We start from the raw sequence: 21,524 nt of genomic DNA on the forward strand, positions 1-21,524 counted from the left end.
TCCGCGCCGTCCCCGGGAGCAGCCCGCACCATGCCCGCCACCTCCGCCCCGCGCCCCGCGGCCGGTGCGCCGCCGCACGCCCCCGGCGCCCGCCTCGTGCCCCTGGCCGTGGGCGGGCTCGTGGCCGTCCTGTACCTGTGGTGGTCGCTGCTGCAGTGGCGGCGCGGCGAGGTCCCGTCCTGGGACCTGGCCATCTTCACCCAGCTGGCCCGCTCCTACGCCGAGGGCCGCGGCCCGGAGGTGCACGTGAAGGGCCACGGCTACAACCTGCTCGGCGACCACTTCCACCCCGTGCTGGTGCTGCTGGGCCCCCTCTACGCGCTCTTCCCCTCGGCGCTGACCCTGCTCGTGCTCCAGGACCTGCTGATGGGGGTGTGCGCGTGGGCGATCGCCCGCTCCGGGGTGCGGCTGCTGGGCCGGGGCCCCGGCGCCGCCCTCGGGCTGGCCTGCGGGCTGAGCTTCGGGCTCCAGGCGGCGGTGGCCGTGCAGTTCCACGAGGTCGCCGTGGCCGTGCCCATGCTGGCGCTGTCCCTCGGGGCCCTCGTCGAGCGGCGCTGGAGCGCGGCGGCGGCGTGGGCCGCCCCGGTGGCCCTCGTCAAGGAGGACCTCGGGCTCACCGTGGCCGTCCTGGGCCTGGTCCTGGCGCGGCGGGCCCGTGCGGCCGGGGCCCCGGCCCGGCCCGGCCTCCTGCTCGCCGGGTGGGGCACCGCCTGCAGCGTGCTCGCCGTGACGGTCGTGCTGCCGGCCCTGAACCCGGCGGGGGAGTTCGCCTACGCCGACCGGCTCGACCCCGCCGCGGTGCTCGCGGACCCCCTCGGGGCGCTCACCGCCCTCGTCGTGCCCGGCCGGAAGGCCCTGACCTGGCTGGCGCTGGTGCTCACCGGCGCCGTGCTCGCGCTCCGCTCGCCGCTGGCCCTCGTGGCGCTGCCGACCCTGCTGTGGCGGATGCTCTCCCCGGAACCGGGCTACTGGGGGACGGGCTGGCACTACAGCGCCGTGCTGATGCCCGTGGTCCTCGCCGCCCTGCTCGACGCGGTCGTGCGGCTGCGGGCCTCCCGCCGCCCGGGCGCGGTGCGCCTGGGCCGGGCCGGGCCGTGGGCCGCCCTCGGCGTCGCCCTCGTGCTGCTGCCCGCCCACCCGCTCGGGGACCTCGCCGACCCGGCCGCCTACCGCCCCGACCCGCGGGCGGCGGCCAAGGAGGCGGTTCTCGCTGCGGTCCCCGAGGGCGCGAGCGTGGCCACCGACCTGACCCTGCTGCACCGGCTGGTGCCCCGGGCCGAGGTGCACTGGCTCGGCAGCACGGGCGACCCGGCGCCGGATCTCGTCGTCGTCGACCGCGCCGGCACGGCGTGGGGCGGGTCCCCGCCCGGGGACGTCGCCGCGTGGGCGGAGCAGCGCTACGGCGCCGCCTACGAGCCCGTGCGTGAGCAGGAGCACCTCGTCGTGGTCGGCCGCACGGGCCGAGCGGGCCCGCCCGTGCGCTAGACTGGTCCAACCGACTCCGGTAACTCCCTCACTCTCTCGTGCAACGCGGTGCCGCTTGCGAGCGCACCGTGTTCGGCGGCGACGTGCTCCCGCCGTGTCCGACGCTCCCGCTCCGGCGGGCCCCAGTGGTTGGCAGGGACGTCCGGACACCGCCCTGGCCCGCAGCGTCCTCCCGAAGGACCCGTGGCCGACACCCACGCACCGAACGAGGATCCCGCATGAGCAACGACACCCCCGCCCCCGACGCCACCACGCCCGAGGAGCCGACGACGACGTTCGCCGACCTCGGCGTCGACCCCCGCGTGCTCGCCGCGCTCGACGAGGTCGGCTACGAGAAGCCCTCGCCCATCCAGGCCGCGACCATCCCCGTGCTGCTCTCCGGCCGCGACGTCGTGGGCCTGGCCCAGACGGGCACTGGGAAGACCGCCGCGTTCGCCGTCCCCGCCCTGTCCCGCCTCGCCGAGCTCGCCGACGTCAACGGCGTCTCCCGCGACGTCCAGGTGCTCGTGCTCGCCCCCACCCGCGAGCTCGCCCTGCAGGTGGGGGAGGCCTTCTCCTCCTACGCCACGCACCTCGAGGACTTCCACGTCCTGCCCGTCTACGGCGGTTCGCCCTACGGGCCCCAGCTGGCCGGGCTGCGCCGCGGCGCCCAGGTCGTCGTCGGCACCCCCGGGCGCGTGATCGACCACCTCACGAAGGGCTCCCTGGACCTGTCGAACCTGCAGTACGTGGTCCTCGACGAGGCCGACGAGATGCTGCGGATGGGCTTCGCCGAGGACGTCGAGCAGATCCTCTCGCGCACCCCGGCGGACAAGCAGGTCGCCCTGTTCTCCGCGACCATGCCCCCCGCCATCCGCAAGATCGCCAAGCAGTACCTGCGCGACCCGCAGGAGATCGCGGTGAAGGGCAGGACGACCACGGGCACGAACACCCGCCAGCGCTACCTGCAGGTGATGGGCTCCCACAAGATGGAGGCCATGACCCGCATCCTCGAGGTCGGGGACTACGACGGCGTCATCGTCTTCGTGCGCACCAAGGCCGCCACGGAGGAGGTCGCCGACCGGCTCAAGGCCCGCGGCTACGCCGCCGCCGCGATCAACGGCGACATCCCGCAGAACATGCGCGAGCGCACCGTCGAGGCCCTGCGCGAGGGCAAGGTGGACATCCTCGTGGCCACGGACGTCGCCGCCCGCGGCCTCGACGTCGAGCGGATCTCCCTCGTCGTCAACTACGACATCCCCCACGACACCGAGTCCTACGTCCACCGGATCGGGCGCACCGGCCGCGCCGGGCGCTCCGGCGAGGCGATCCTGTTCATGACCCCCCGGGAGAAGTACCTGCTGCGGGCCATCGAGAAGGCCACCCGCCAGCCGGTCGAGCAGATGCGGATGCCCTCCACCGAGGACGTCAACCGCACCCGCAAGGAGCGCTTCGCCCAGCAGATCACGGACACCATCGAGTCCGAGGACCTCGCCGCGTTCCGCGAGCTCGTCGAGCAGTACCAGTCCGAGCACGACGTCGACGCCGTGGAGGTCGCCGCCGCGATCGCCGTGATGGCCCAGGACGGCCGGCCGTTCTTCGTCGAGGAGCTGCCCGAGGCCCCGCAGCGCACCCGCGACCGCGACCGCGGGGCCCGCGGCGAGGACCGGCCCCGCCGCGAGCCGCGTTCGGAGAAGGGCATGGCCACCTACCGCCTGGCCGTGGGCCACCGCCACCGGGTCTCCCCGGGCTCGATCGTCGGGGCGCTGACCAACGAGGGCGGCCTGGACGGCGCGCAGATCGGCGCGATCGACATCCGTTCCACGCACACCCTGGTCGGGCTGCCGGAGAACCTGCCCGCCGCCGCCGCGGACCGGCTGGCCGGCACCCGGATCAACGGCGAGCTGATCCGTCTAGAGCTCGACCGCGGCCCCGCCGGCGGCGGGGGCGGGCGCCCCCGCGGCACCTCCTCCTACCAGGACCGGCCCCGCCGCGGCGGCCACGACGGCGGCGAGCGCGGCGGCTTCCGCAAGAAGGGCGGCCCGCGCGGGCGCGACGGCGAGGGCGGCTTCCGCAAGCCCCGCCACAAGAAGTACTGAGCTCCCCGGGGGAGCACCACGGCCAGGGGCCCCGGCACGCCGGGGCCCCTGGCCGTTCCTCATCGGGCTCTCACGTCCCGTCGCTAGGGTGAGGCCCATGGCGGGCACGCGCTGGGAGCGGCTGCGCACGGAGCTGCGCTCCGTGCGCTCCCGCGTGCTGGCCACGGTCCTGGCCGTGCTGGCCGCCGCGCTGCTGCTGGTCGGCGGGCTGACGCACTACCTGCGGCTCGTGGACGTGGACGAGTCGGTCCGCCAGGACATCGTCCAGGAGGCGGGGGAGCTGCAGCGGCTCGCCCAGCGGGGGCCGTTGGGCCCGGACGCCTCCCCGACGGAGGACCTCGACGCGACGGCCGAGGAGCCGTTCGCCGACCTCGACCAGCTCTTCTACACGTTCCTGACCACGACCGTGCCCGGGGAGTACGAGGCCATCCTCGCGGTCGTCGACGGGGAGCCGGCCTTCGAGCACGCCGACCGCTCCGGGTTCCAGCTCGACGACCCGGCCACCCTCGCCGCGGTCGCCGAGCGCTCCCGGCCCGGGCAGACCGTGGTCTTCGACCACCGGCAGGGCGAGCGGCAGCTGCGCCTGGGGGTCATCCCCGTGGACCTGGCCGCCGACGACCGGCCGGCCCACCTCGTGGTGGGCTTCGACATGAGCGCCCAGCGGGGGCTCGTGCTGGAGTCGCTGGGCCGCTACCTCGCGATCGCCGGGCTGACCCTCGTCGTCGCCGGGCTGGCCGCCTACGTGCTCGTGGGGCGGGTCACCGCCCCCATCACGCGGCTGCGCCGGGCCACCGAGCAGATCAGCCCCGACGACCTCGGCCGCCGCGTGCCCGTCACCCGTGAGGACTCCGACGTCGGGCAGCTCGCGGTGAACTTCAACGGCATGCTCGCGCGCATCGAGGCCGGGTTCCGCCAGCAGCGCCAGTTCCTCGACGACGCCGCCCACGAGCTGCGCACGCCCCTGACGATCCTGCACGGCAACCTCGAGCTCATGGACGAGCACGACCCCGCCGACGTCGCCGAGACCCGGGCGGTGCTGCTCGACGAGATCGGTCGGATGAACCGGCTCGTGGAGGACCTGCTGCTGCTGGCCAAGGCCCAGCGCGCCGACTTCGTCCGTCCCGGCACGGTGGACCTGGGCCCGTGGCTGGACACGACACTCGAGCGGGCCCGGGCCCTGGGGGAGCGGGACTGGCGCCTCGACGCCCGCGCCGAGGGGCTCGTGCGCGCCGACGAGCAGCGCCTCACCCAGGCGGTCCTGCAGCTGGCCGCCAACGCCGTGAAGTTCTCGGCGCCCGGGGACGTCGTCGCCCTCGGCGCCGCCGGCTCCACGGGCTCCGCCGCCCCGGGGGCCGGGCGCGAGCTGGAGATCTGGGTGCGGGACACCGGCCCCGGGATCGCCGAGGCCGACCAGCAGCGGATCTTCGAGCGCTTCGCCCGCGCCGAGACGGGGCGCACCGTGGAGGGCTCCGGGCTGGGCCTGGTCATCGTCGCCGCGATCGCCCACGCCCACGGCGGCGACGTCCGGGTCCGCTCCCGCCCCGGCGCGGGCGCCACGTTCACCGTGCGGCTGCCGCTGGACCCCGCCGGCCGCGCCGCCCCCACCGCGGCCCCCGCCGCCCCGGCGCCCCCGGCCGGGGAGCCCGCGCCCCCGCCGGACGGGACGCCGGGGACCGGACCGCACCCGAGCCGGACGCACGAGTCCAGGAAGTAGAGGAACCCCATGGCCAGCATCCTCATCGCCGAGGACGAGGAGCGGATCTCGCGCTTCATCCAGAAGGGCCTGCGCGCGGCCGGCTACACCACGACCGTCGTGGAGGACGGTCCGACCGCCCTGGACTGGGCGAGCACCGGAGACTTCGACCTGCTCGTCCTCGACGTGGGCCTGCCCGGGATGGACGGGTTCACCGTGCTCTCCGTGCTGCGCTCGATGGGCTTCACCCTCCCGGTGATCATGTGCACGGCCCGGGACTCCGTGGAGGACACGGTCGCCGGCCTGGACAAGGGCGCCGACGACTACCTCGCGAAGCCCTTCCGCTTCCAGGAGCTGCTCGCCCGCGTCCGGGCCCGGCTGCGGGAGCGGGCCGCCCACGACCCGGCCCGCGAGGAGCTGCGCTGCGGCTCGCTCTCCCTCGACGTCAACACGCGCTGCGCGGTGGTCGAGGGGCGGGAGGTGGAGCTCTCCGCCCGCGAGTTCGCGATGGCCCGCGCCTTCGTGGAGCACCCCGGGCAGGTGCTGACCCGGGAGCAGCTGCTGAACAGGGTCTGGGGCCACGACTTCGAGGGCTCCTCCAACGTGGTCGACGTCTACGTCCGCTACCTGCGCACCAAGCTGGGCCCCGAGCGGATCGTCACCGTGCGGGGGGCCGGCTACCGCCTCGCCGCCCGCTGAGCGCACCGCGGGGGCCCCGCGGCCGGGCCCCGGCAGACCCCGCCCGCCGGTGCCCGGTCCTGCGGGCACCGGCGGGCGGATGAGAGCCTTTTCATGAACGGCTCATGTTCGCATCATGTCCGTCCGGCACCGTGGGAACCCACGGACAGCGCCGGAGACGCCGGCGCCCCGCCGAGGAGGACACGATGCGCGAGACCGAACTGCGGGTGGTGCTGTACTCGCACGACTCCCAGGGCCTCGGCCACATCCGCCGGAACCTGGCGCTGGCCCGGGCCCTGGCCCGCACCCTGCCCGCCACGACCGGTCGCCGGGTCACCGGGATGCTGCTCACCGGGGTCGACGCCACCGCCGTCCCCGGACTGCCGGAGGGCTTCGACCGGGTGGTGCTGCCGGGCATCCGCAAGACCGGCGGCGGCTACGCCCCCCGGGGCCTCGCCGTCGGGATGGACCGGCTCACCGCGCTGCGCTCGGGCCTGCTCGACGCCGCCCTCACCGGCTTCCGGCCCCACCTCGTCGTCGTCGACCGCCACGCCTGGGGCGTGGACCGGGAGCTGCTCGGGCCGCTGCTGCGCCTGCGCGCCGCGCACCCGGGCACGGCGGTCGTCCTCGGCCTGCGGGAGGTGCTCGACGAGCCCGCCGCCGCCGCCCGCGAGTGGGCCGCCCTCGGGGACCTCGGGCTCGTGCGCCGCGTCTACGACCAGGTCTGGGTCTACGGCGACCCCGCGGTGCACGACCCCGTCGCCACCGGTGAGGTCCCCGCCCGGCTCGCCGACCTGGTGCGGCACACCGGCTACCTCGCGACCGGGCGGGAGGCCGGGCCCCGCACGAGCGGCACGGGCCGGCCCTACGTCCTGTCCATGGCCGGGGGCGGCTCCGACGGCGCCGCCCTGACCCTCGCCGCGGCCCGGGCCCGGGTGCCCCACGGCCACGGGCACGTCGTCGTCGCCGGGCCCCAGATGCCGGCGGCGGACCTCGCCCGGGTGCGCGCGGCCGCCCGGCCCGGCACCACCGTGCTGCCCAGCGTGCCCGACGCCCTGGCCGAGGTCCGCGAGGCCGCGGCGGTGGTCTCGATGGGCGGCTACAACTCGGTCGCCGAGATCCTCGCCACCACCACCCCCGCCCTCGTGGTCCCGCGCGAGCGGCCCCGCCGCGAGCAGCTGATCCGCGCCCGGGCGCTGCAGGCCCGCGGGGCCGTGGACGTGCTGAGCCCCGGCGCGCTCACCACCGGGGCGGTCGAGGCGTGGCTGCACCGCGCCGTCGGGACCGTGCGGACCCGCCACCACCTCGCCCTCGACGGGCTGCGCACGGTGCCCGTGCTCGCCGCCGGGCTGCTCGCGGCCCGCGGCCCCGCCGGCCCGCCCGCGGCGCCGGAGGCCCCCGCCCCCTCGTACGCGGGAGGTGCCCGGTGAGCGCCCCCGGACACCGCGTCGGCTACGTCCTGAAGGTCTACCCGCGCTTCTCCGAGACCTTCGTGGTCTCCGAGATCCTCGCCCGCGAGGCCCAGGGCGAGCAGCTGGAGATCTTCTCCCTGCGCCACAGCACCGACCCGCGCTTCCACCCCGAACTGGCCCGCGTCCAGGCGCCGGTGACCCACGTCGGCCGGCCCGAGCGGGCCGCGGAGGGCTGGGCGGTACTCGCCCGCGCCGCGGAGGTCGTCCCCGGCTTCGCCGGGCGGCTGGCCGCGCTGCTGCCGGAGCTCGCCCGCACCGAGGCCTCCGAGGTCCACCAGGGGGTGGCCCTCGCCACGGCCGTCGTGGAGCACGGCATCACGCACCTGCACGCCCACTTCGCGTCCCTCGCCGCCCGCGTCGCCGAGATCGCCTCCCGGCTCACCGGTGTGCCCTTCACCGTCACGACCCACGCCAAGGACATCTTCCACGAGTCCGTGGACCCGGACCGCCTCCGGCGCACCCTCGCCCGGGCCCGGACCGTGGTGGCGATCTCCGAGCACAACCGCCGCCACCTGGCCGGCCGGTTCCCCGAGCACGCCGCGACGCTGCGGCTGGTCCGCAACGGCCTCGAGCTCGAGCGCTTCCCCTACCGGGACCCGCGCCCGCCGGGGGAGCGGCTGCACGTGGCCGCCGTGGGCCGGCTCGTGCCGAAGAAGGGCTTCGACCGGCTCCTGCACGCCGCCGCCCGCCTGCGCGCCGAGGGCCGGTCCCTGCGCCTGAGCATCGCCGGCGGCGGTGAGCTCGCCGAGCCGCTGGGGGCGCTCGCGGCACGGCTGGGCCTCGAGGACGCCGTCGAGCTGCTCGGCCCCCGCACCCAGGCCGAGGTCGCCGCCCTGCTGCGCACCGCCGACGTCTTCGCCGCCCCCTGCGTCGTGGGCCCCGACGGCAACGCCGACGGGCTGCCCACCGTCCTGCTCGAGGCGATGGCCATGGGCGTGCCCGTGGTCGCCACCGACGTCACCGGCATCCCCGAGGCCGTGCGGGAGGGGCCCCCGCGCACCGGGCTGCTCGTGCCCGCCGGCGACGTCGCGGCCCTGGCCCGGGCGCTCGCCCACGCCGCGGACCCCGGCTTCGACCGGGTCGGCACGGCCCGCGCCGCCCGCGCCCTCGTCGAGCGCGAGCACGACGGCGCCCGGCAGGCAGCGGTGCTGCGGGCGCTGCTGCCGCCCGCGCCCCCCGCCCGTCCGACCGACCCGGCCCCCGCGGCCCCCGCCCCCGAAGGAGCACTGCGCTGATGCGTCTGGCCTATCTCTGCGCCGATCCCGGCGTGCCCGTGTTCGGGACCAAGGGTGCCTCCGTGCACGTCCAGGAGATGCTGCGGGCCTGGCGGGCCCGCGGCGCCGAGGTCCGCCTCTACGCGACGCGCCTCGGCGAGGACGTGCCCGCCGACCTGCGCGACGTCCCCGTCGTCCACGTCCCCGTGCCCGCCCCGCCCGCGACCGGGGACGCGGACCGCACTGCCCGGGTGGCGGCCCGGGAGCGCGCCCAGGCCCGGGCCGCCCGGCTGCTGGCCGAGCGCGCGGCGGCCGACGGCGCCGACGCCGTCCACGAGCGCTACTCCCTGTTCTCCACCGCCCTCGCCGAGGTCACGGCCCGCCTCGGGGTCCCCGGCGTGCTCGAGGTCAACGCCCCGCTCATCGACGAGCAGCGCACCCACCGCGACCTCGTGGACGGGGCCGCGGCCGGCGCCGCCCTGGCCGCCCAGGTCGCCGCCGCCGAGCGCACCGCGTGCGTCTCCGCCCCGGTCGCCCGGTGGGTCCGGCAGCGCACCGGCGCCCCGGCCGGCCGGATCGTGGTCGCCCCCAACGGGGTCGACCCCCGCCGGGTCGGGCCCTGCGCCGACGCCGCGGCCGAGGGCCCGGACCCGGCCCCGCCCGTCGTCGTCTTCGTGGGCACGCTCAAGCCCTGGCACGGCGTGGAGCACCTCGTGCGCGCCCGGGCGGCGGCCGCGCGGGAGTGGCGGCTGCGGATCGTCGGCGACGGCCCGCAGCGGGCCGCGCTCGAGCGGCTCGCGGCCGCGCTGGGCGTCGCCGTCGAGTTCACCGGCGCCGTGGCCCCCGCGGCCGTGCCGGATCTGCTGCACGACTGCGCGGTCGCCGCCGCCCCCTACCCGGCGACCCTGGCGGCGGAGGAGCAGTACTTCTCCCCGCTGAAGCTCTACGAGTACGCCGCCGCGGCGCTGCCGGTGGTCGCCTCCGCGGTGGGGCAGATCCCCTCGGTCGTCGAGGACGGGGTCACCGGCCTGCTCGTGCCCGGCTCCGACCCCGCCGCCCTCGCCCGCGCCGTGGACGCCCTGGTCGCCGACCCGGCACGGCGCCGGCGGATGGGCCGGGCCGCCCGCCGCGAGGCCGTGGACCGGCACTCCTGGGACGCGGTGCTGGACCGGGTCCTCGCCGGCACCGCCCTCGAGCACCCCGGCGGCCGGACCGGGCCGCCGCCCGCCGCGGGGCGGCGGCCCGGGACGGGGCGCGCCGGGGCGGTGCCGGCGTGAGCCGCGGGGACCGGGCACGGGTCGACCCGCGCGCGGTGCGGCGCACCCTCGCCCTGATCGGCCCGCACGTGCGCGAACACCGCCTGCTCGTGGCCGGCGGGGTGCTCGTGCTCCTGGCGGAGGTCGCGTTCCGGGTGCTCGAGCCCTGGCCGCTGAAGGTCGTCGTGGACGCGGTCTCCCGCTCCCTCGGCGCGCAGAACGTCGACGGGTGGATCCCCGAGGCCTCGTGGGAGCTGCTGCTCGCGGCCGGGCTGGCCACCGTGGCGATCACGGGCTTCCGGGCCCTGTGCAGCTTCCTCGCCACGGTCGCCTTCGCCCTCGTGGGCTCCCGCGTCACCACCGTGCTGCGCGCCCGGGTCTTCGACCACGTCCAGGCCCTGTCGGCCCGCTACCACGCGGTGGCCCGCACCGGGGACACCGTCCAGCGCCTCGTCTCCGACATCGGCCGGCTGCAGGAGGTCGCCGTCGGCGCGGGGCTGCCGCTGCTGGCCAACGTCGTCACCCTCGTGGCCATGTGCACGGTCATGGTCGTGCTGGACCCGCTGCTGGCCGCCGTCGTCGTCCTGGCCCTGCTGGCGTTCCTGGCCGTCGGGCGCGGCTCCGCCGCCCGGATCACCCAGGCCTCCCGCCGCACCCGCCAGGGGGAGGCGGCGCTCGCGAACACCGCCCACGAGGCCCTCGGCGCGATCCGCACCGTGCAGGCCTACGGGCTCGAGGAGGCCACGGCCCGCACGTTCCGCGCCGCCAACGACCAGGCCCTCACCGAGGGCGTGCGCTCCCGGCGCCTGGCCGCGGGCCTCGAGCGCTCCACGGACGTGATCGTGGGCGTGGCCACCGCGGCCGTCGTGGTCGGCGGCGGGCTGCGGGTGCTGGAGGGGGCGATGACCCTGGGCGACCTCGTGCTGTTCACCACCTACCTGAAGACCTGCATGAAGCCCCTGCGGGACCTGGCCAAGTACACCGGGCGGATCGCCCGCGCCGCCGCCTCCGGGGAGCGCGTCGCCGAGCTGGTGGACGAGGTCCCCGACGTCCGCGAGCTCCCCGGCGCGCGCACCCTCGAGGAGGTCCGCGGGGAGCTCGTCCTCGCCGGCGTCGAGGCCGCCCACGGGGACCCCGCCGCCGGCGCGCCCACCGTGCTGCGCGGGATCGACCTGCGCGTCCCGGCCGGTCAGCACGTCGCCGTCGTCGGGCCCTCCGGGTCCGGGAAGTCCACGCTCGCCGCCCTGCTGGTGCGCAGCATGGACCCCGTGGCGGGGTCCGTGTCCCTCGACGGCCACGACCTGCGCCTGCTGAGCCTGGCCACCGTGCGCGGGAGCGTGGCCCTGCTGCTGCAGGACTCCGTGCTCTTCCACGGCACCGTGCGCGAGAACATCCGTCTCGGCCGCCCCGGCGCCACGGACGCCGAGGTCGAGCAGGCCGCCCGGGCCGCGCAGGCCCACGGGTTCGTCACCGCGTTCCCCCGGGGCTACGACACCCCGGTCGGGGAGCGGGGCTCGACCGTCTCGGGCGGGCAGCGCCAGCGCCTGGCCATCGCCCGAGCCCTGCTGCGCGACGCCCCCGTGGTCGTGCTCGACGAGGCGACCACCGGGCTGGACCCCGAGGCGGCCCGCGAGGTCGTCGCCGCGCTGCGCCGGCTCGTGCACGGGCGGACCTCCCTGGCCGTGACCCACGACGCCGCCCTGGCCCTGTCCGCCGACCGGGTGCTGTGGCTGCAGGACGGGCGGGTTCTGCTCGACGGCACCCCCGCGGAGCTGCTCGCCGACCCCGACGGTCCCTTCGCCGCCTGGGTCGAGCAGCAGCGGGCCCGGCGGGACGAGGGGACGGCCGCGCCCGGTCCCGGCGCCCACGAGCGGCCGGAGGTCCTCCGGTGAGCGCCGGGCTGCCCGCCACCGCCGCCTCCCTGCCCGGGCTCGCGGTCCTGCTCGACCCGGCCCGCCTCGGGGAGCTGTTCGCCGACGTGCTCGGGGCGCCGCCGGTCACGGGCGCCCTGCGCTACAAGCCCGGGGTCTCGGCGGTGGTGCGCGTGCGCTGCCCCCGCACGGGGGCCGTGCACTGGGCCGCGACGACCGCCTCGGGGGCCCTGCTCGAGAAGTTCGCCGGCCGCGGCCGGCGCGCCCTCGACGACGACGGCGCCGTGCTGGTCCGGGAGGCCCCCGGCGCCGCCGGGCACCGGGTGGCCCTGGGCCGCGCCGGGGCCGACCCCGAGCTCGCGGTCCACCTCGCCCGGCTCGACCCGCGGCTCGCCCGGGGCCTCGGGCGCGGGGAGCCGGGCACCCTGCTGCGCTACAACCCCCGCCGCCGCGCCGTGCTGCGCCGGGAGGGACCCGGCGGCGCCCTCGTCACGAAGGTCACCGCCCGCCCGTCCCCGGTGGACCCCCGCCTGCTGGCGCGCCTGGCCGCCGCCGGGATCCCCGTGCTCGCCCCCGCGGACCCGCCCCGTCCGCTCGCCGGTCCGGGCTCCGCGCACGTGCTGCACTACCCCTGGTACGGGGACGGCGACCTCGGCGCCCGGACCGGCGGGGACCCGGGCGCACCCGGCACGGCCGGTGCGGCCGGCGCCGCGCTCGCCCGCCTGCACCTGCTCGGCCCCGGAGCCGCCGGGACCGCCCCGCGCGGGGCCCCGGTCGATCCGCGGCCCCGCCTGCGGGCGCTCGCCGCCGACCTCTCAGCCCTCGACCCGACCCTGGCCGCCGCCTTCGCCGCGGCAGCCGAGGACGTCCTGGCCGTGCTCGACGCGCACGGGACCGGAGCGCAGCGGCTGCTGCACGGGGACTTCTCCGCGGACCAGGTGCTCGTGCGCGGCCCCCTGGGGGCGGCCGCACCGCTGCGGCTGACCGACCTGGACCGGGTGCGCACGGGGGAGGCCGCCGACGACCTCGGCTGCTTCGCGGCCGTGCGGGCCCTCGAGGCCCTCGAGGGCCCGGTCCCCGACGCCACCGCCGGGGGCCCCGCCCCGGCGGCGCGGGCGGACCCGCCCGCCGATCCGCTCGCGGACCCGCTCGTCGCGGCCCTGCTGGAGGGGTGGGCGGCCGAGGCCGCTCCGCACGGGGCCCGCCCGCCCGGCCCGGAGCTCCTGCGGGCGTGGACGGCGCACCACGTCCTGGCCCGCGCCGCCGAGCCCTTCCGCGCGACGCACCCCGGCTGGCGGGCCGCCACCGCCGGCCGGATCGCCCTCGCCGCGGCTCTGGTCGCCGCTCCCGCCAGGGCCCCGGCGGCCACCGGCGCAGCGGACGGCGGGGCCCGGGCGCCGGGCCCCGGGGGCGTGCCGGCGGGCGTGAGGGCCACCGGGAGCGCCCCGGCCACCGCGGTCCGCCGGGGCGCCGCCACCGCGAGCGCTCCGGCCGGCGCCGGCGGTCCCGCCGCCGGCGCCGCGGCCGCACGGGGGGAGGCCGGGTCCTGGCCCGGGACCGTGGGAGGACCCGGGCCAGGACCCGGGTCCGGGTCCTCCCCGGCGGGGGCCGCGGAGGCACTGCCGCACCCCGTGCCCGCGGTCGTCGAGGTCCCCGAGGGCGGCCGGGCCCGGGTGCGCCGGGCCTGGCCGGCCGACGGCGGCCGGCTCGTGCTCGAGCTCGAGGACCCCCTCGGCCGCATCCGGGCGGGGGAGTCCGTGCCCGGGCCCGCGGGCCGGCTCGTGCGCCTGAGCCCGTTCGCCCGGGACCCCCGGCTGCCGGGGCTGCCCGCCGCGGCGCGCACGGGCGAGCTCGTCGTCCACCGGCTGGGCCGCCGCGCCGTGGTCGCGGCCCCGGAGCGCTACGTCAAGCTCCTCGCCCGCGGCAGGGCGCCGCGGGCGGCCGAGCTCTCCGAACGGGTGCGCGTCCTCGGCGCGGCGGCCGGGCTGGCCGTGCCCCGCGTGCTGCGCGCCGGGGAGCACGCCCTGGAGCTCGCCGTGCTGCCCGGCCGCAGCCTGCACGCCCTGGGCGCGGAGGGGCCCCGCGGCGCGGTGGACGCCGCCTGGGCGGCCTGGGCCGCGGCGTGGCCGCGGCTCGCGCGCGCCCTTCCGGCACCGGGTCTGCTGCCCGAGCACACCGCCGAGGACGAGGCGCGCACGCTGGCGCGCTGGGCCGCGCACCTGGACGCGTTCCCCGGGCTCCTCGAGGCCCCGCCCGGGGCAGTGAGCGCCCTGGCCGTCCGGCTCGGGCAGCGGCTGACCGGCCTGCCCGCGCCCCGGCGGGACCGTGCCGTCCTGCACCGGGACCTGCACGACCAGCAGCTGCTCTTCGACGGCGAGCGGATCGGGGCCCTGGACCTCGACACCGCCGCGGTGGGGGAGCCGGCCCTGGACCTCGCCAACCTGGCCGTGCACCTGGACCTGCGCCACGCCCAGGGGCTGCTCGGCCCGGAGCGGCGCGCGGCGGGCCGGGCGGCCGTGGCCGCCGTCGCGGACGAGCTGGCGGTGGCCCCGGCGCGGCTGGCCGTCCACGCGGATGCGACCCGCCTGCGCCTGGCCTGCGTCTACGCGTTCCGGCCGCGCTGGCGCCCCCTGGCCCAGCAGCTGCTCGACGCCGCGCTCGCGGACGGTCCCCTCGACCCGGTCCGGCCCGGGGACCGCTGAGAGGGTTCTCATGTTCTCATGCCGGTCTCAAGCCCGTGGGCGACGATGGGTGCCATGAAGATCCTGTGGTCGGTGCTCGGCCTGCTGCTCGTCTCGGTGCTCGCGGTGCTGCTGTGGGCCGCCGCCCGGGAGCCCGGCCGCGTCGAGGTCGTGCGCGACGGGGTGTCCGTGACCGGCACCCCGGGGCCCGGCACCTCCGGCACCCCGGGGCCCGGCACGGTCCGCACCGCGGACCCGGAGGCCGGCGCGGCCACGCCCCCGGCCGGTCCGGAGGACGCCGGTGCACCGGCGCAGGACACCGGAGGGCCCGCCCCGTCGGCCGAGGGCGCCCCCGACGACTCCGCCGTGGCGCCGCCGGCCCTCCCTCCCGCCCCGGCACCCGAGCAGGTGCCGGTCCCCGTCCAGCCCGCGCCGCCCGCCGGCGACGACGACGCGGACGACGACGCGGACGACGACATGGACGACGACGCGGACGACGACCGGGACGACTGAGCCCGGCCCCGCGCCCGCCGCCGTGCCCGCGGTGCCGGCCACGTCCCGGCGCCGCGGGCAGGCGGCGCCGGGACCTCCCGGAAGGGCGCACGGAGGGCTCCCGGAGGCGGACGGGGCGCGGGCCGGCACCGATTTCTCATTTGCCGAAACGTGCTGGTAGAGTCTTCGTCGTTGCCCCGATAGCTCAGTGGTAGAGCGCCATCTTGGTAAGATGGAGGTCCCGGGATCGATTCCCGGTCGGGGCTCTCCTGATGAGGTCCCGCGGCCCGGCCCTGCGGCCGGGAACCGCGGGTTCTCGTCATCCCTGGCGGTGTAGCTCAGCTGGTTAGAGCGCACGACTCATAATCGTGAGGTCGACGGATCGAGCCCGTCCACCGCTACGGCCACAGGCCCGCGACCCACCGGTCGCGGGCCTGTTCCCGTTCCGGGCCGGATCTGCGCCGGACCCCTGCACCGCTCCCGGCGTCCCCGCGGCACGGCCGTAGACTGGGCGGGCGCCCGCCGTCCGGCGGGCGGTCCCGCCGGTGAGGAGCTGCCATGCCCGTGAACCCCGATCTGGTCGGACGGAGCTACCCGCCGGCCGAGCCCTACAGCGTGGGACGGGAGGCGATCCGCGAGTTCGCCCGCGCCGTGCGCGCCGACCACCCGGCCCACCACGACGTCGGCGCCGCCCGCGCGCTCGGGCACGCCGACCTCGTCGCCCCGCCGACCTTCGCCATCGTCGTCGCCCAGCGGGCCGACGCCGCCCTGGTCGCCGACCCCGAGGCCGGCATCGACTTCTCGCGCGTGGTCCACGCCGACCAGCGCTTCACCCACCACCGCCCCGTCGTCGCCGGCGACGAGCTCGTCGCCGAGGTCCACGTGGACCAGGTGCGCGCGATGGGCGCCGGGGCGATGGTGACGTCCCGCACCGAGATCAGCACCACCGCGGGGGAGCGGGTCGCCACGACCGTCTCGTCCCTGCTGGTGCGCGGAGAGGAGCAGTGACCGTGCCCGCACTCGAGGACCTCGCCAAGGGGCAGGAGATCGGCACGCGCCGGATCGAGCTCTCCCGCGCCGACCTGGTGCGCTACGCCGGGGCCTCCGGCGACCTGAACCCCATCCACTGGAACGAGGCGTTCGCCCGCTCGGTCGACCTGCCCGACGTCATCGCCCACGGCATGCTCACCATGGGCGCAGCGGTCCAGCTCGTCGTCGACTGGGCCGGCGACCCCGGAGCCGTCGTCGACTACCAGACGCGCTTCACCAAGCCCGTCGTCGTGCCCAACCGCTTCGGCACCGAGGTCGAGCCCTCCACGGCCCTCACCGTCACCGGCACCATCGGGGCGCTCGACGCCGAGGCCCGCACCGCGCGCGTCGACCTGGCCGTCACCGCCCCCGACCTCTCCGCCGAGGACGCCGAGCCGGGGACCGCGCCCGCGCTGAAGGTCCTGGTCAAGGCCCAGGCCGTCGTCCGCCTGCCCTGACCCCCCGGGCGTGCCCGCGCCCCGGGCACGCCCGGGGCACGGTGCTCGCTAGACTGGCGCCCATGACAGCCCCCCGCATCGCAGAGCTCACCACGGCCGCCGTGGGCGGGCCCGCCCAGGACTACGTGCGCGCCGAGGACGAGCAGGGCCTCGTCGACGCCGTCGCCGCGGCCGACGACGCCGGACGGGCGGTGCTGCTCGTGGGCGGCGGCTCGAACCTCATCGCGGCCGACGCCGGGTTCGCCGGCACGGTCGTGCACGTCGTCTCCCGGGGGGTCGAGGTCCTCGCCGAGGACGCGGACTCCGTGCTGCTCGAGGTGCAGGCCGGCCACTCCTGGGACGAGCTCGTGGCCCGCGCGGTCCGGGACGGGCTCGTGGGCGTCGAGGCGCTCTCCGGCATCCCCGGCACGACCGGGGCGACCCCCGTCCAGAACGTGGGGGCCTACGGCCAGGAGGTCGCCCAGACCATCGAGCTCGTGCGGGTCTGGGACCGGCAGGACCGGCGGGTGCGCGAGCTCGGTCCCGGCGAGCTCGCCTTCTCCTACCGCGACTCCCTGCTCAAGCGGACCACCGTCGACGGCTCCCCGCGCCACGTGGTCCTCGCGGTGCGCTTCCGCCTCGGCCGCGGCGCCGAGAGCGCGCCCGTGCGCTACGCGGAGCTGGCCCGCCGTCTCGGCGTGGCCGTGGGGGAGCGGGCCCCGCTGCGGCAGGTGCGCGAGACCGTGCTGGCCCTGCGCGCCGGCAAGGGCATGGTGCTGGACCCCGCCGACCGGGACACCTACAGCACCGGCTCCTTCTTCACCAACCCGGTCCTGGCCGTCGGCGCCCTCGGCGACCGGGTCCCGCAGGACGCACCCCGGTTCCCGGTCGTGGACGCGCAGGGACGGCCGGTCGAGGACCGCGTCAAGCTCTCGGCGGCGTGGCTGATCGACCACGCGGGCTTCGGCAGGGGCTTCGGGCTGCCGGGCACCCGCAACGAGCGGCTGGGCCTGGACGGGGCCGACGTCGCCGGGGGGCGGGCGGCCCTGTCCACCAAGCACACGCTGGCCCTGACCAACCGGGGCGGGGCCTCCGCGGCGGACCTCATGGCCCTGGCCCGCACCGTGCGCGACGGCGTCGCCTCCGTCTACGGCGTGGACCTCGTGGCCGAGCCGGTGCTCGTGGGCACGGCGGTCTGAGGCGGCGGTCCCCGTGAGCGGCGGCATCGAGGAGGAGATCGCCCAGGGCGAGAGCTCCCAGGGCCGGGTGCGCCAGGCCCTGGGCCGGCTGCGCACCTGGTCGCGCGGGCACCCGGCGCTGTTCGCCGCGTACAGGACCCTCGTCACCGTGCTCGGCGGGATCTTCGTGCTGGCCGGGCTGATCATGCTCGTCACCCCCGGCCCGGGGTGGGTCGCGATCTTCCTGGGCCTGGGCGTGTGGGGGACGGAGTTCCACTGGGCGCACCGGCTGAACCTGTGGGCCAAGCGGCAGGTGCTCACGGTGTGGCGGCGCTGGCAGGCGTGGAACGCCGCCCGCCGGCACCGCCGGGCGCTGCGCGCCGCCCCCCGCCCCGTCGTGCCCGGGCCGCGGCACCTGCGGGTCCCCGGCCCCTGAGGCGGGGCGGGACGGCCGCGCGGGCCGGTCCGCCCGGGTCAGGCGCCCGGTCGCCCCAGCTGGGCGGCGACCAGGGCGAGGGCCCGGTCCGGGGCCAGCCCCAGCGCCCGGACCTCCTCGGCGTACCGGCGGGCCGCCCGGGCCGCGCGCTCCTCGGCCGGCTCCCCGGCGCGCACGAAGCTGCCCCGGCGCCCGCGGGTCTCGATCGCGCCGGCGGCCTCCAGCTCGCGGTAGGCCTTGGCGACCGTGTTGGCGGCCAGGCCCAGCACCTCGGCGAGCCGGCGCACCGGCGGCAGGCGCGTGCCGGCCGGCAGGGTGCCGTCCTCCCGGCCGCGCAGCACCGCCCGGCGCAGCTGCTCGGAGGGCGGGGCCGGGTCCGCGGGGTCGACCGAGAGACCGGGCGGGACGCCCTCCGCGTCGGCGGTCACGGGCTCAGAGGGTCCCGGTCGCGATGCGCAGCATCCGGCGCAGCGGCTCGGCCGCGCCCCACAGCAGCTGGTCGCCGATCGTGAAGGCGCTGATGTGGCCCGGCCCCACGGAGAGCTTGCGGATCCGCCCCACCGGGATGGTGAGGGTCCCGGAGGTCGCCACGGGGGTCAGCTCCCGGACCGTGTCCTCCTTGGTGTTCGGCACGACCGTGGCCCACTCGTTGTCGGCGTCGATGATCCGCTCGACCTCCTCGACCGGCAGGTCCTCGCGCAGCTTGATCGTCAGCGCCTGGGAGTGGGAGCGCATCGTGGCGATCCGCACGCACAGCCCGTCCATGGGCACCCAGTCCTGGGCGTACCGGTCGGTGCGCCCGAGGATCTTGTTGGTCTCGGCGGCGGCCTTCCACTCCTCGCGCGACTGGCCGTTGCCGAGGTCGGCGTCGATCCAGGGGATGAGGGACCCGGAGAGGGGTGCGCCGAACATGGTGGTGTCCAGGGCGTCACCGCGCTGGGCGGCCAGGACCTTGCGGTCGATCTCGAGGATCGCCGAGGCCGGGTCGGCGAGCTCGCCCGCGACGGCCCCGTGCAGGTCCCCGAACTGCTGGAGCACCTCGCGCATGTGCCGGGCCCCGCCGCCGGAGGCCGCCTGGTAGGTCATGGAGGTCGCCCACTCCACGAGGTCGTTGCGGAACAGCCCGCCCAGGCCCATGAGCAGGCAGGAGACGGTGCAGTTGCCGCCCACGAAGTCCTTCACCCCGCGCTCGAGGCCGCGGTCGATGACGTCGCGGTTGACCGGGTCCAGGACGATGATCGCGTCCTCGGACATCCGCAGGGTCGAGGCGGCGTCGATCCACAGCCCGTCCCAGCCCGAGGCGCGCAGCTTCGCGTGCACGTCCTTGGTGTAGTCCCCGCCCTGGGCGGTCACGACCACGGGCAGCCGGGAGAGCGCCTCGAGGTCGTAGGCGTCCTGCAGCACGCCGGGATCGCCCGTCCCGGCCGGGTCCGGTGCGGTGCGCCCGGCGCTGGAGGTGGAGAAGAACACCGGGTCGATGCCCGCGAAGTCCCCCTCCTCCTGCATGCGCTGCACGAGCACGGAGCCCACCATGCCGCGCCAGCCGACGAACCCTACCTGGTCACCCGAGCGAAAAGTCATGGCCCCCAGTCTAGTGGGCGCGGGGGAGGGACCACCGCCGCCGCTTCTCGCGCACGGCCGGGGCGGGCGGCAGCTCGCACGACGGCGCCAGCAGGTCCTGGTACTGGGGGAAGCGGTGCAGGTACTCCTGCACGTAGGGGCAGGTGGCGCACACGCGCCGGCCCTGCGCCCGGGCGTCCTCGAGCAGCATCGTCACGAGCGTGCGGGCGTAGCCCTGGCGGCCGAACTGCTCGCCCACGATCGTGGTGCGCAGCTCCACGGTCCCGTCCTCGTGCTCCTCGAAGGCCTCGAAGCCGATGAACTGCTCGTCCCGCCACAGCTCGAAGCGCTCGCGGTCGTCGTTGCGGACGACGCGCAGGCTCGGGTCCTCGTGGATCCTCGGCGCGGGGTGCTGGTCGGTCACGGTCGGCCTCCTGGTCGCTGTGGGGATCATCACGCTACCCGAGCTCCGCCGCCGGGGGAACGGCGGCGCGCCCCGCGGCGGACCGCCCCTCCCGGGGCAGGGACGGGGAGGACCCGGGGGACGACGGCGGGCTGCCGGCCCGGCTCAGCGCCGGGTGCGCCGGTCCACGCGCCAGGTGGGTCCGCCGCGGGAGAGCGAGGGCGCCACGACCGGCTCGGTGTCCCAGACGGCGTCGTCGAGCACGGGGGCGAAGGTGTCGCCCTCGACGTCGAGGCCGATCGTCGTCACGAGCGCCTCGGTCACCGGGTGGGCCCCGTCCGCGAGGGCCTCGGCGAAAAGCACGGCCCCGCCGATGACCCAGATCCGCTCCGCCCCCGGGGCCGCGAGCGCCCGCTCCACGGCCCCGGCCCACGACCCGGCGGTCAGCACGCCCTCCCCGGCGACCCGCTCCGGGGCGGAGGTGACCACGATGTTCGTCCGGTCCGGCAGGGGGCGGAAGCGCTCGGGGAAGGACTCCCACGTGCGCCGGCCCATCACGACCGGGTGACCGGTGGTCGTGCGGCGGAAGAACGCGAGGTCCTCCGGCACGGACCAGGGCATCCCGCCGTCGCGGCCGATCACCCCGCCGGGGGTCTGCGCCCAGATCGCCCCGACCACGGGGCCGCGCCCGCCGCTCACACCGCCACCGGGGCCGGGATCGCGGGGTGGTGGCGGTAGCCGAGGAGCTCGAAGTCCTCGTAGGCGTAGTCGAAGACCGTCGCCGGGCGGCGGGCCAGGCGCAGCCGCGGGTACGGGTAGGGCTCGCGGGAGAGCTGCTCGCGGACCTGCTCGACGTGGTTGTCGTAGACGTGGCAGTCCCCGCCGGTCCACACGAACTCCCCGGGCACCAGGTCCGTCTGCTGGGCGACCAGCACGGTGAGCAGCGCGTAGGAGGCGATGTTGAACGGCACCCCCAGGAACATGTCCGCCGAGCGCTGGTAGAGCTGGCAGGACAGCCGTGCCGGTCCCTCCGGGCGGGGCTCGACGTAGAACTGGAACAGCGCGTGGCACGGCGGCAGCGCCATCTCGTCGACCTCGGCGGGGTTCCACGCCGTCACGACGTGGCGGCGCGAGTCGGGGTTCGTGCGGATCTGCTCCACGACCTTCGCGATCTGGTCGATCGACCCGCCGCCCGGGAGGGGCCAGGACCGCCACTGGACGCCGTAGACCGGGCCGAGCTCGCCGTCCTCGTCCGCCCACTCGTCCCAGATGCTCACCCCGCGCTCCTGCAGCCAGCGCACGTTGGACTCGCCCCGCAGGAACCACAGCAGCTCGAGGGCCACCGAGCGGAAGTGCACCCGCTTGGTGGTCAGCAGCGGGAAGGACTCCGCGAGGTCGAAGCGGATCTGGCGGCCGAAGAGGCTGCGCGTGCCGGTGCCGGTGCGGTCGGCCTTGTGCACCCCCTGCTCGAGCACCTCGCGCAGGAGGTCCTCGTAGGGCGTGGGCACGGGCCCGGGGGAGGCGGGGGCGGTCATGCGGGCGGCTCCTGGGATCGGAAGAG

At 77.5% G+C, this 21,524-nt stretch carries 19 protein-coding genes and 2 tRNA genes; 16 read left to right on the forward strand and 5 right to left on the reverse strand.

Annotated features, from left to right (window positions below; all coding sequences use genetic code 11):
* Nucleotides 1-30: 30 nt before the first annotated feature.
* From LQU92_RS13660 to LQU92_RS13735, 16 genes are all read left to right on the forward strand, one after another.
* Complete coding sequence (locus tag LQU92_RS13660) at nucleotides 31-1,485, forward strand: DUF2079 domain-containing protein (protein ID WP_230781303.1); 1,455 nt, start codon at nucleotides 31-33, stop codon at nucleotides 1,483-1,485.
* Between the two features lie 218 nt (nucleotides 1,486-1,703).
* Nucleotides 1,704-3,563: a DEAD/DEAH box helicase gene (locus LQU92_RS13665; RefSeq protein WP_230781304.1), complete on the forward strand. Its 1,860-nt coding sequence runs from the start codon at nucleotides 1,704-1,706 to the stop codon at nucleotides 3,561-3,563.
* A 97-nt stretch (nucleotides 3,564-3,660) separates the two neighbouring features.
* Entirely contained in the window at nucleotides 3,661-5,277 is a 1,617-nt protein-coding gene (locus LQU92_RS13670; RefSeq protein WP_230781305.1) for a cell wall metabolism sensor histidine kinase WalK, read from the forward strand.
* A gap of 9 nt (nucleotides 5,278-5,286) precedes the next feature.
* Nucleotides 5,287-5,955, forward strand: coding sequence for a response regulator transcription factor (locus LQU92_RS13675; RefSeq protein ID WP_101851885.1), 669 nt, complete (start codon nucleotides 5,287-5,289; stop codon nucleotides 5,953-5,955).
* A gap of 185 nt (nucleotides 5,956-6,140) precedes the next feature.
* Entirely contained in the window at nucleotides 6,141-7,364 is a 1,224-nt protein-coding gene (locus LQU92_RS13680; protein ID WP_230781306.1) for a glycosyltransferase family protein, read from the forward strand.
* Entirely contained in the window at nucleotides 7,361-8,641 is a 1,281-nt protein-coding gene (locus LQU92_RS13685) for a glycosyltransferase (protein ID WP_230781307.1), read from the forward strand. Before LQU92_RS13680 ends, LQU92_RS13685 begins: the two co-directional genes overlap by 4 nt.
* Complete coding sequence (locus LQU92_RS13690) at nucleotides 8,641-9,897, forward strand: glycosyltransferase family 4 protein (protein ID WP_230781308.1); 1,257 nt, start codon at nucleotides 8,641-8,643, stop codon at nucleotides 9,895-9,897. The genes LQU92_RS13685 and LQU92_RS13690 overlap by 1 nt, the downstream gene beginning before the upstream one ends.
* Nucleotides 9,894-11,768 carry an ABC transporter ATP-binding protein gene (locus LQU92_RS13695; protein WP_230781309.1) on the forward strand — a complete coding sequence of 625 codons (1,875 nt, stop codon included), beginning with the start codon at nucleotides 9,894-9,896 and terminating at the stop codon, nucleotides 11,766-11,768. Before LQU92_RS13690 ends, LQU92_RS13695 begins: the two co-directional genes overlap by 4 nt.
* Nucleotides 11,765-14,449, forward strand: coding sequence for a hypothetical protein (locus LQU92_RS13700; protein WP_230781310.1), 2,685 nt, complete (start codon nucleotides 11,765-11,767; stop codon nucleotides 14,447-14,449). Before LQU92_RS13695 ends, LQU92_RS13700 begins: the two co-directional genes overlap by 4 nt.
* A gap of 54 nt (nucleotides 14,450-14,503) precedes the next feature.
* A complete protein-coding gene (locus LQU92_RS13705) occupies nucleotides 14,504-14,941 on the forward strand; it encodes a hypothetical protein (RefSeq protein WP_230781311.1) in 438 nt (145 codons plus the stop codon).
* A gap of 173 nt (nucleotides 14,942-15,114) precedes the next feature.
* Nucleotides 15,115-15,186 (forward strand) — tRNA-Thr (locus LQU92_RS13710).
* A gap of 61 nt (nucleotides 15,187-15,247) precedes the next feature.
* Nucleotides 15,248-15,321, forward strand: a tRNA-Met gene (locus tag LQU92_RS13715).
* A gap of 157 nt (nucleotides 15,322-15,478) precedes the next feature.
* Nucleotides 15,479-15,928 carry a MaoC family dehydratase N-terminal domain-containing protein gene (locus LQU92_RS13720; protein WP_058859402.1) on the forward strand — a complete coding sequence of 150 codons (450 nt, stop codon included), beginning with the start codon at nucleotides 15,479-15,481 and terminating at the stop codon, nucleotides 15,926-15,928.
* A gap of 2 nt (nucleotides 15,929-15,930) precedes the next feature.
* Nucleotides 15,931-16,407 carry a MaoC/PaaZ C-terminal domain-containing protein gene (locus LQU92_RS13725; protein ID WP_374229720.1) on the forward strand — a complete coding sequence of 159 codons (477 nt, stop codon included), beginning with the start codon at nucleotides 15,931-15,933 and terminating at the stop codon, nucleotides 16,405-16,407.
* Nucleotides 16,408-16,469: 62 nt separating this feature from the next.
* Complete coding sequence (locus tag LQU92_RS13730) at nucleotides 16,470-17,585, forward strand: UDP-N-acetylmuramate dehydrogenase (protein ID WP_230781313.1); 1,116 nt, start codon at nucleotides 16,470-16,472, stop codon at nucleotides 17,583-17,585.
* 13 nt (nucleotides 17,586-17,598) lie between these two features.
* Entirely contained in the window at nucleotides 17,599-18,000 is a 402-nt protein-coding gene (locus tag LQU92_RS13735; protein ID WP_230781314.1) for a PGPGW domain-containing protein, read from the forward strand.
* Nucleotides 18,001-18,038: 38 nt separating this feature from the next.
* Here the strand turns inward: LQU92_RS13735 and LQU92_RS13740 are convergent, their stop codons facing one another.
* The 5 genes from LQU92_RS13740 to LQU92_RS13760 all read right to left on the reverse strand — a co-directional run bounded on the left by LQU92_RS13740 (nucleotide 18,039) and on the right by LQU92_RS13760 (nucleotide 21,498).
* On the reverse strand, nucleotides 18,039-18,428 hold the full coding sequence (locus LQU92_RS13740; RefSeq protein WP_180814655.1) for a GntR family transcriptional regulator: 390 nt from the start codon (nucleotides 18,426-18,428) through the stop codon (nucleotides 18,039-18,041).
* 4 nt (nucleotides 18,429-18,432) lie between these two features.
* Nucleotides 18,433-19,581 carry an aspartate-semialdehyde dehydrogenase gene (gene asd, locus LQU92_RS13745; RefSeq protein WP_230781315.1) on the reverse strand — a complete coding sequence of 383 codons (1,149 nt, stop codon included), beginning with the start codon at nucleotides 19,579-19,581 and terminating at the stop codon, nucleotides 18,433-18,435.
* A 10-nt stretch (nucleotides 19,582-19,591) separates the two neighbouring features.
* The gene (locus LQU92_RS13750; RefSeq protein WP_058859398.1) at nucleotides 19,592-19,984 is read right to left on the reverse strand and encodes a GNAT family N-acetyltransferase; all 393 of its coding nucleotides are present in this window, start codon (nucleotides 19,982-19,984) and stop codon (nucleotides 19,592-19,594) included.
* 144 nt (nucleotides 19,985-20,128) lie between these two features.
* Nucleotides 20,129-20,662 (reverse strand): dihydrofolate reductase, encoded by a 534-nt coding sequence (locus LQU92_RS13755; RefSeq protein WP_230781316.1) that lies wholly within the window; start codon nucleotides 20,660-20,662, stop codon nucleotides 20,129-20,131.
* Nucleotides 20,659-21,498: a thymidylate synthase gene (locus LQU92_RS13760; RefSeq protein WP_230781317.1), complete on the reverse strand. Its 840-nt coding sequence runs from the start codon at nucleotides 21,496-21,498 to the stop codon at nucleotides 20,659-20,661. The genes LQU92_RS13755 and LQU92_RS13760 overlap by 4 nt, the downstream gene beginning before the upstream one ends.
* Between the last annotated feature and the right edge of the window lie 26 nt (nucleotides 21,499-21,524).

Source organism: Kocuria sp. LUK (assembly GCF_021012935.1).
GTDB classification, from domain to species: domain Bacteria; phylum Actinomycetota; class Actinomycetes; order Actinomycetales; family Micrococcaceae; genus Kocuria; species Kocuria flava.

What these genes read in the sequence shown, in the direction of transcription:
- LQU92_RS13660 (WP_230781303.1), top strand. Translation starts at nt 31, where the DNA reads ATGCCCGCCACCTCCGCCCCGCGCCCCGCGGCCGGTGCGCCGCCGCAC.
- LQU92_RS13665 (WP_230781304.1), top strand. Translation starts at nt 1,704, where the DNA reads ATGAGCAACGACACCCCCGCCCCCGACGCCACCACGCCCGAGGAGCCG.
- LQU92_RS13670 (WP_230781305.1), top strand. Translation starts at nt 3,661, where the DNA reads ATGGCGGGCACGCGCTGGGAGCGGCTGCGCACGGAGCTGCGCTCCGTG.
- LQU92_RS13675 (WP_101851885.1), top strand. Translation starts at nt 5,287, where the DNA reads ATGGCCAGCATCCTCATCGCCGAGGACGAGGAGCGGATCTCGCGCTTC.
- LQU92_RS13680 (WP_230781306.1), top strand. Translation starts at nt 6,141, where the DNA reads ATGCGCGAGACCGAACTGCGGGTGGTGCTGTACTCGCACGACTCCCAG.
- LQU92_RS13690 (WP_230781308.1), top strand. Translation starts at nt 8,641, where the DNA reads ATGCGTCTGGCCTATCTCTGCGCCGATCCCGGCGTGCCCGTGTTCGGG.
- LQU92_RS13705 (WP_230781311.1), top strand. Translation starts at nt 14,504, where the DNA reads ATGAAGATCCTGTGGTCGGTGCTCGGCCTGCTGCTCGTCTCGGTGCTC.
- LQU92_RS13720 (WP_058859402.1), top strand. Translation starts at nt 15,479, where the DNA reads ATGCCCGTGAACCCCGATCTGGTCGGACGGAGCTACCCGCCGGCCGAG.
- LQU92_RS13730 (WP_230781313.1), top strand. Translation starts at nt 16,470, where the DNA reads ATGACAGCCCCCCGCATCGCAGAGCTCACCACGGCCGCCGTGGGCGGG.
- asd (WP_230781315.1), bottom strand. Translation starts at nt 19,581, where the DNA reads ATGACTTTTCGCTCGGGTGACCAGGTAGGGTTCGTCGGCTGGCGCGGC.
- LQU92_RS13760 (WP_230781317.1), bottom strand. Translation starts at nt 21,498, where the DNA reads ATGACCGCCCCCGCCTCCCCCGGGCCCGTGCCCACGCCCTACGAGGAC.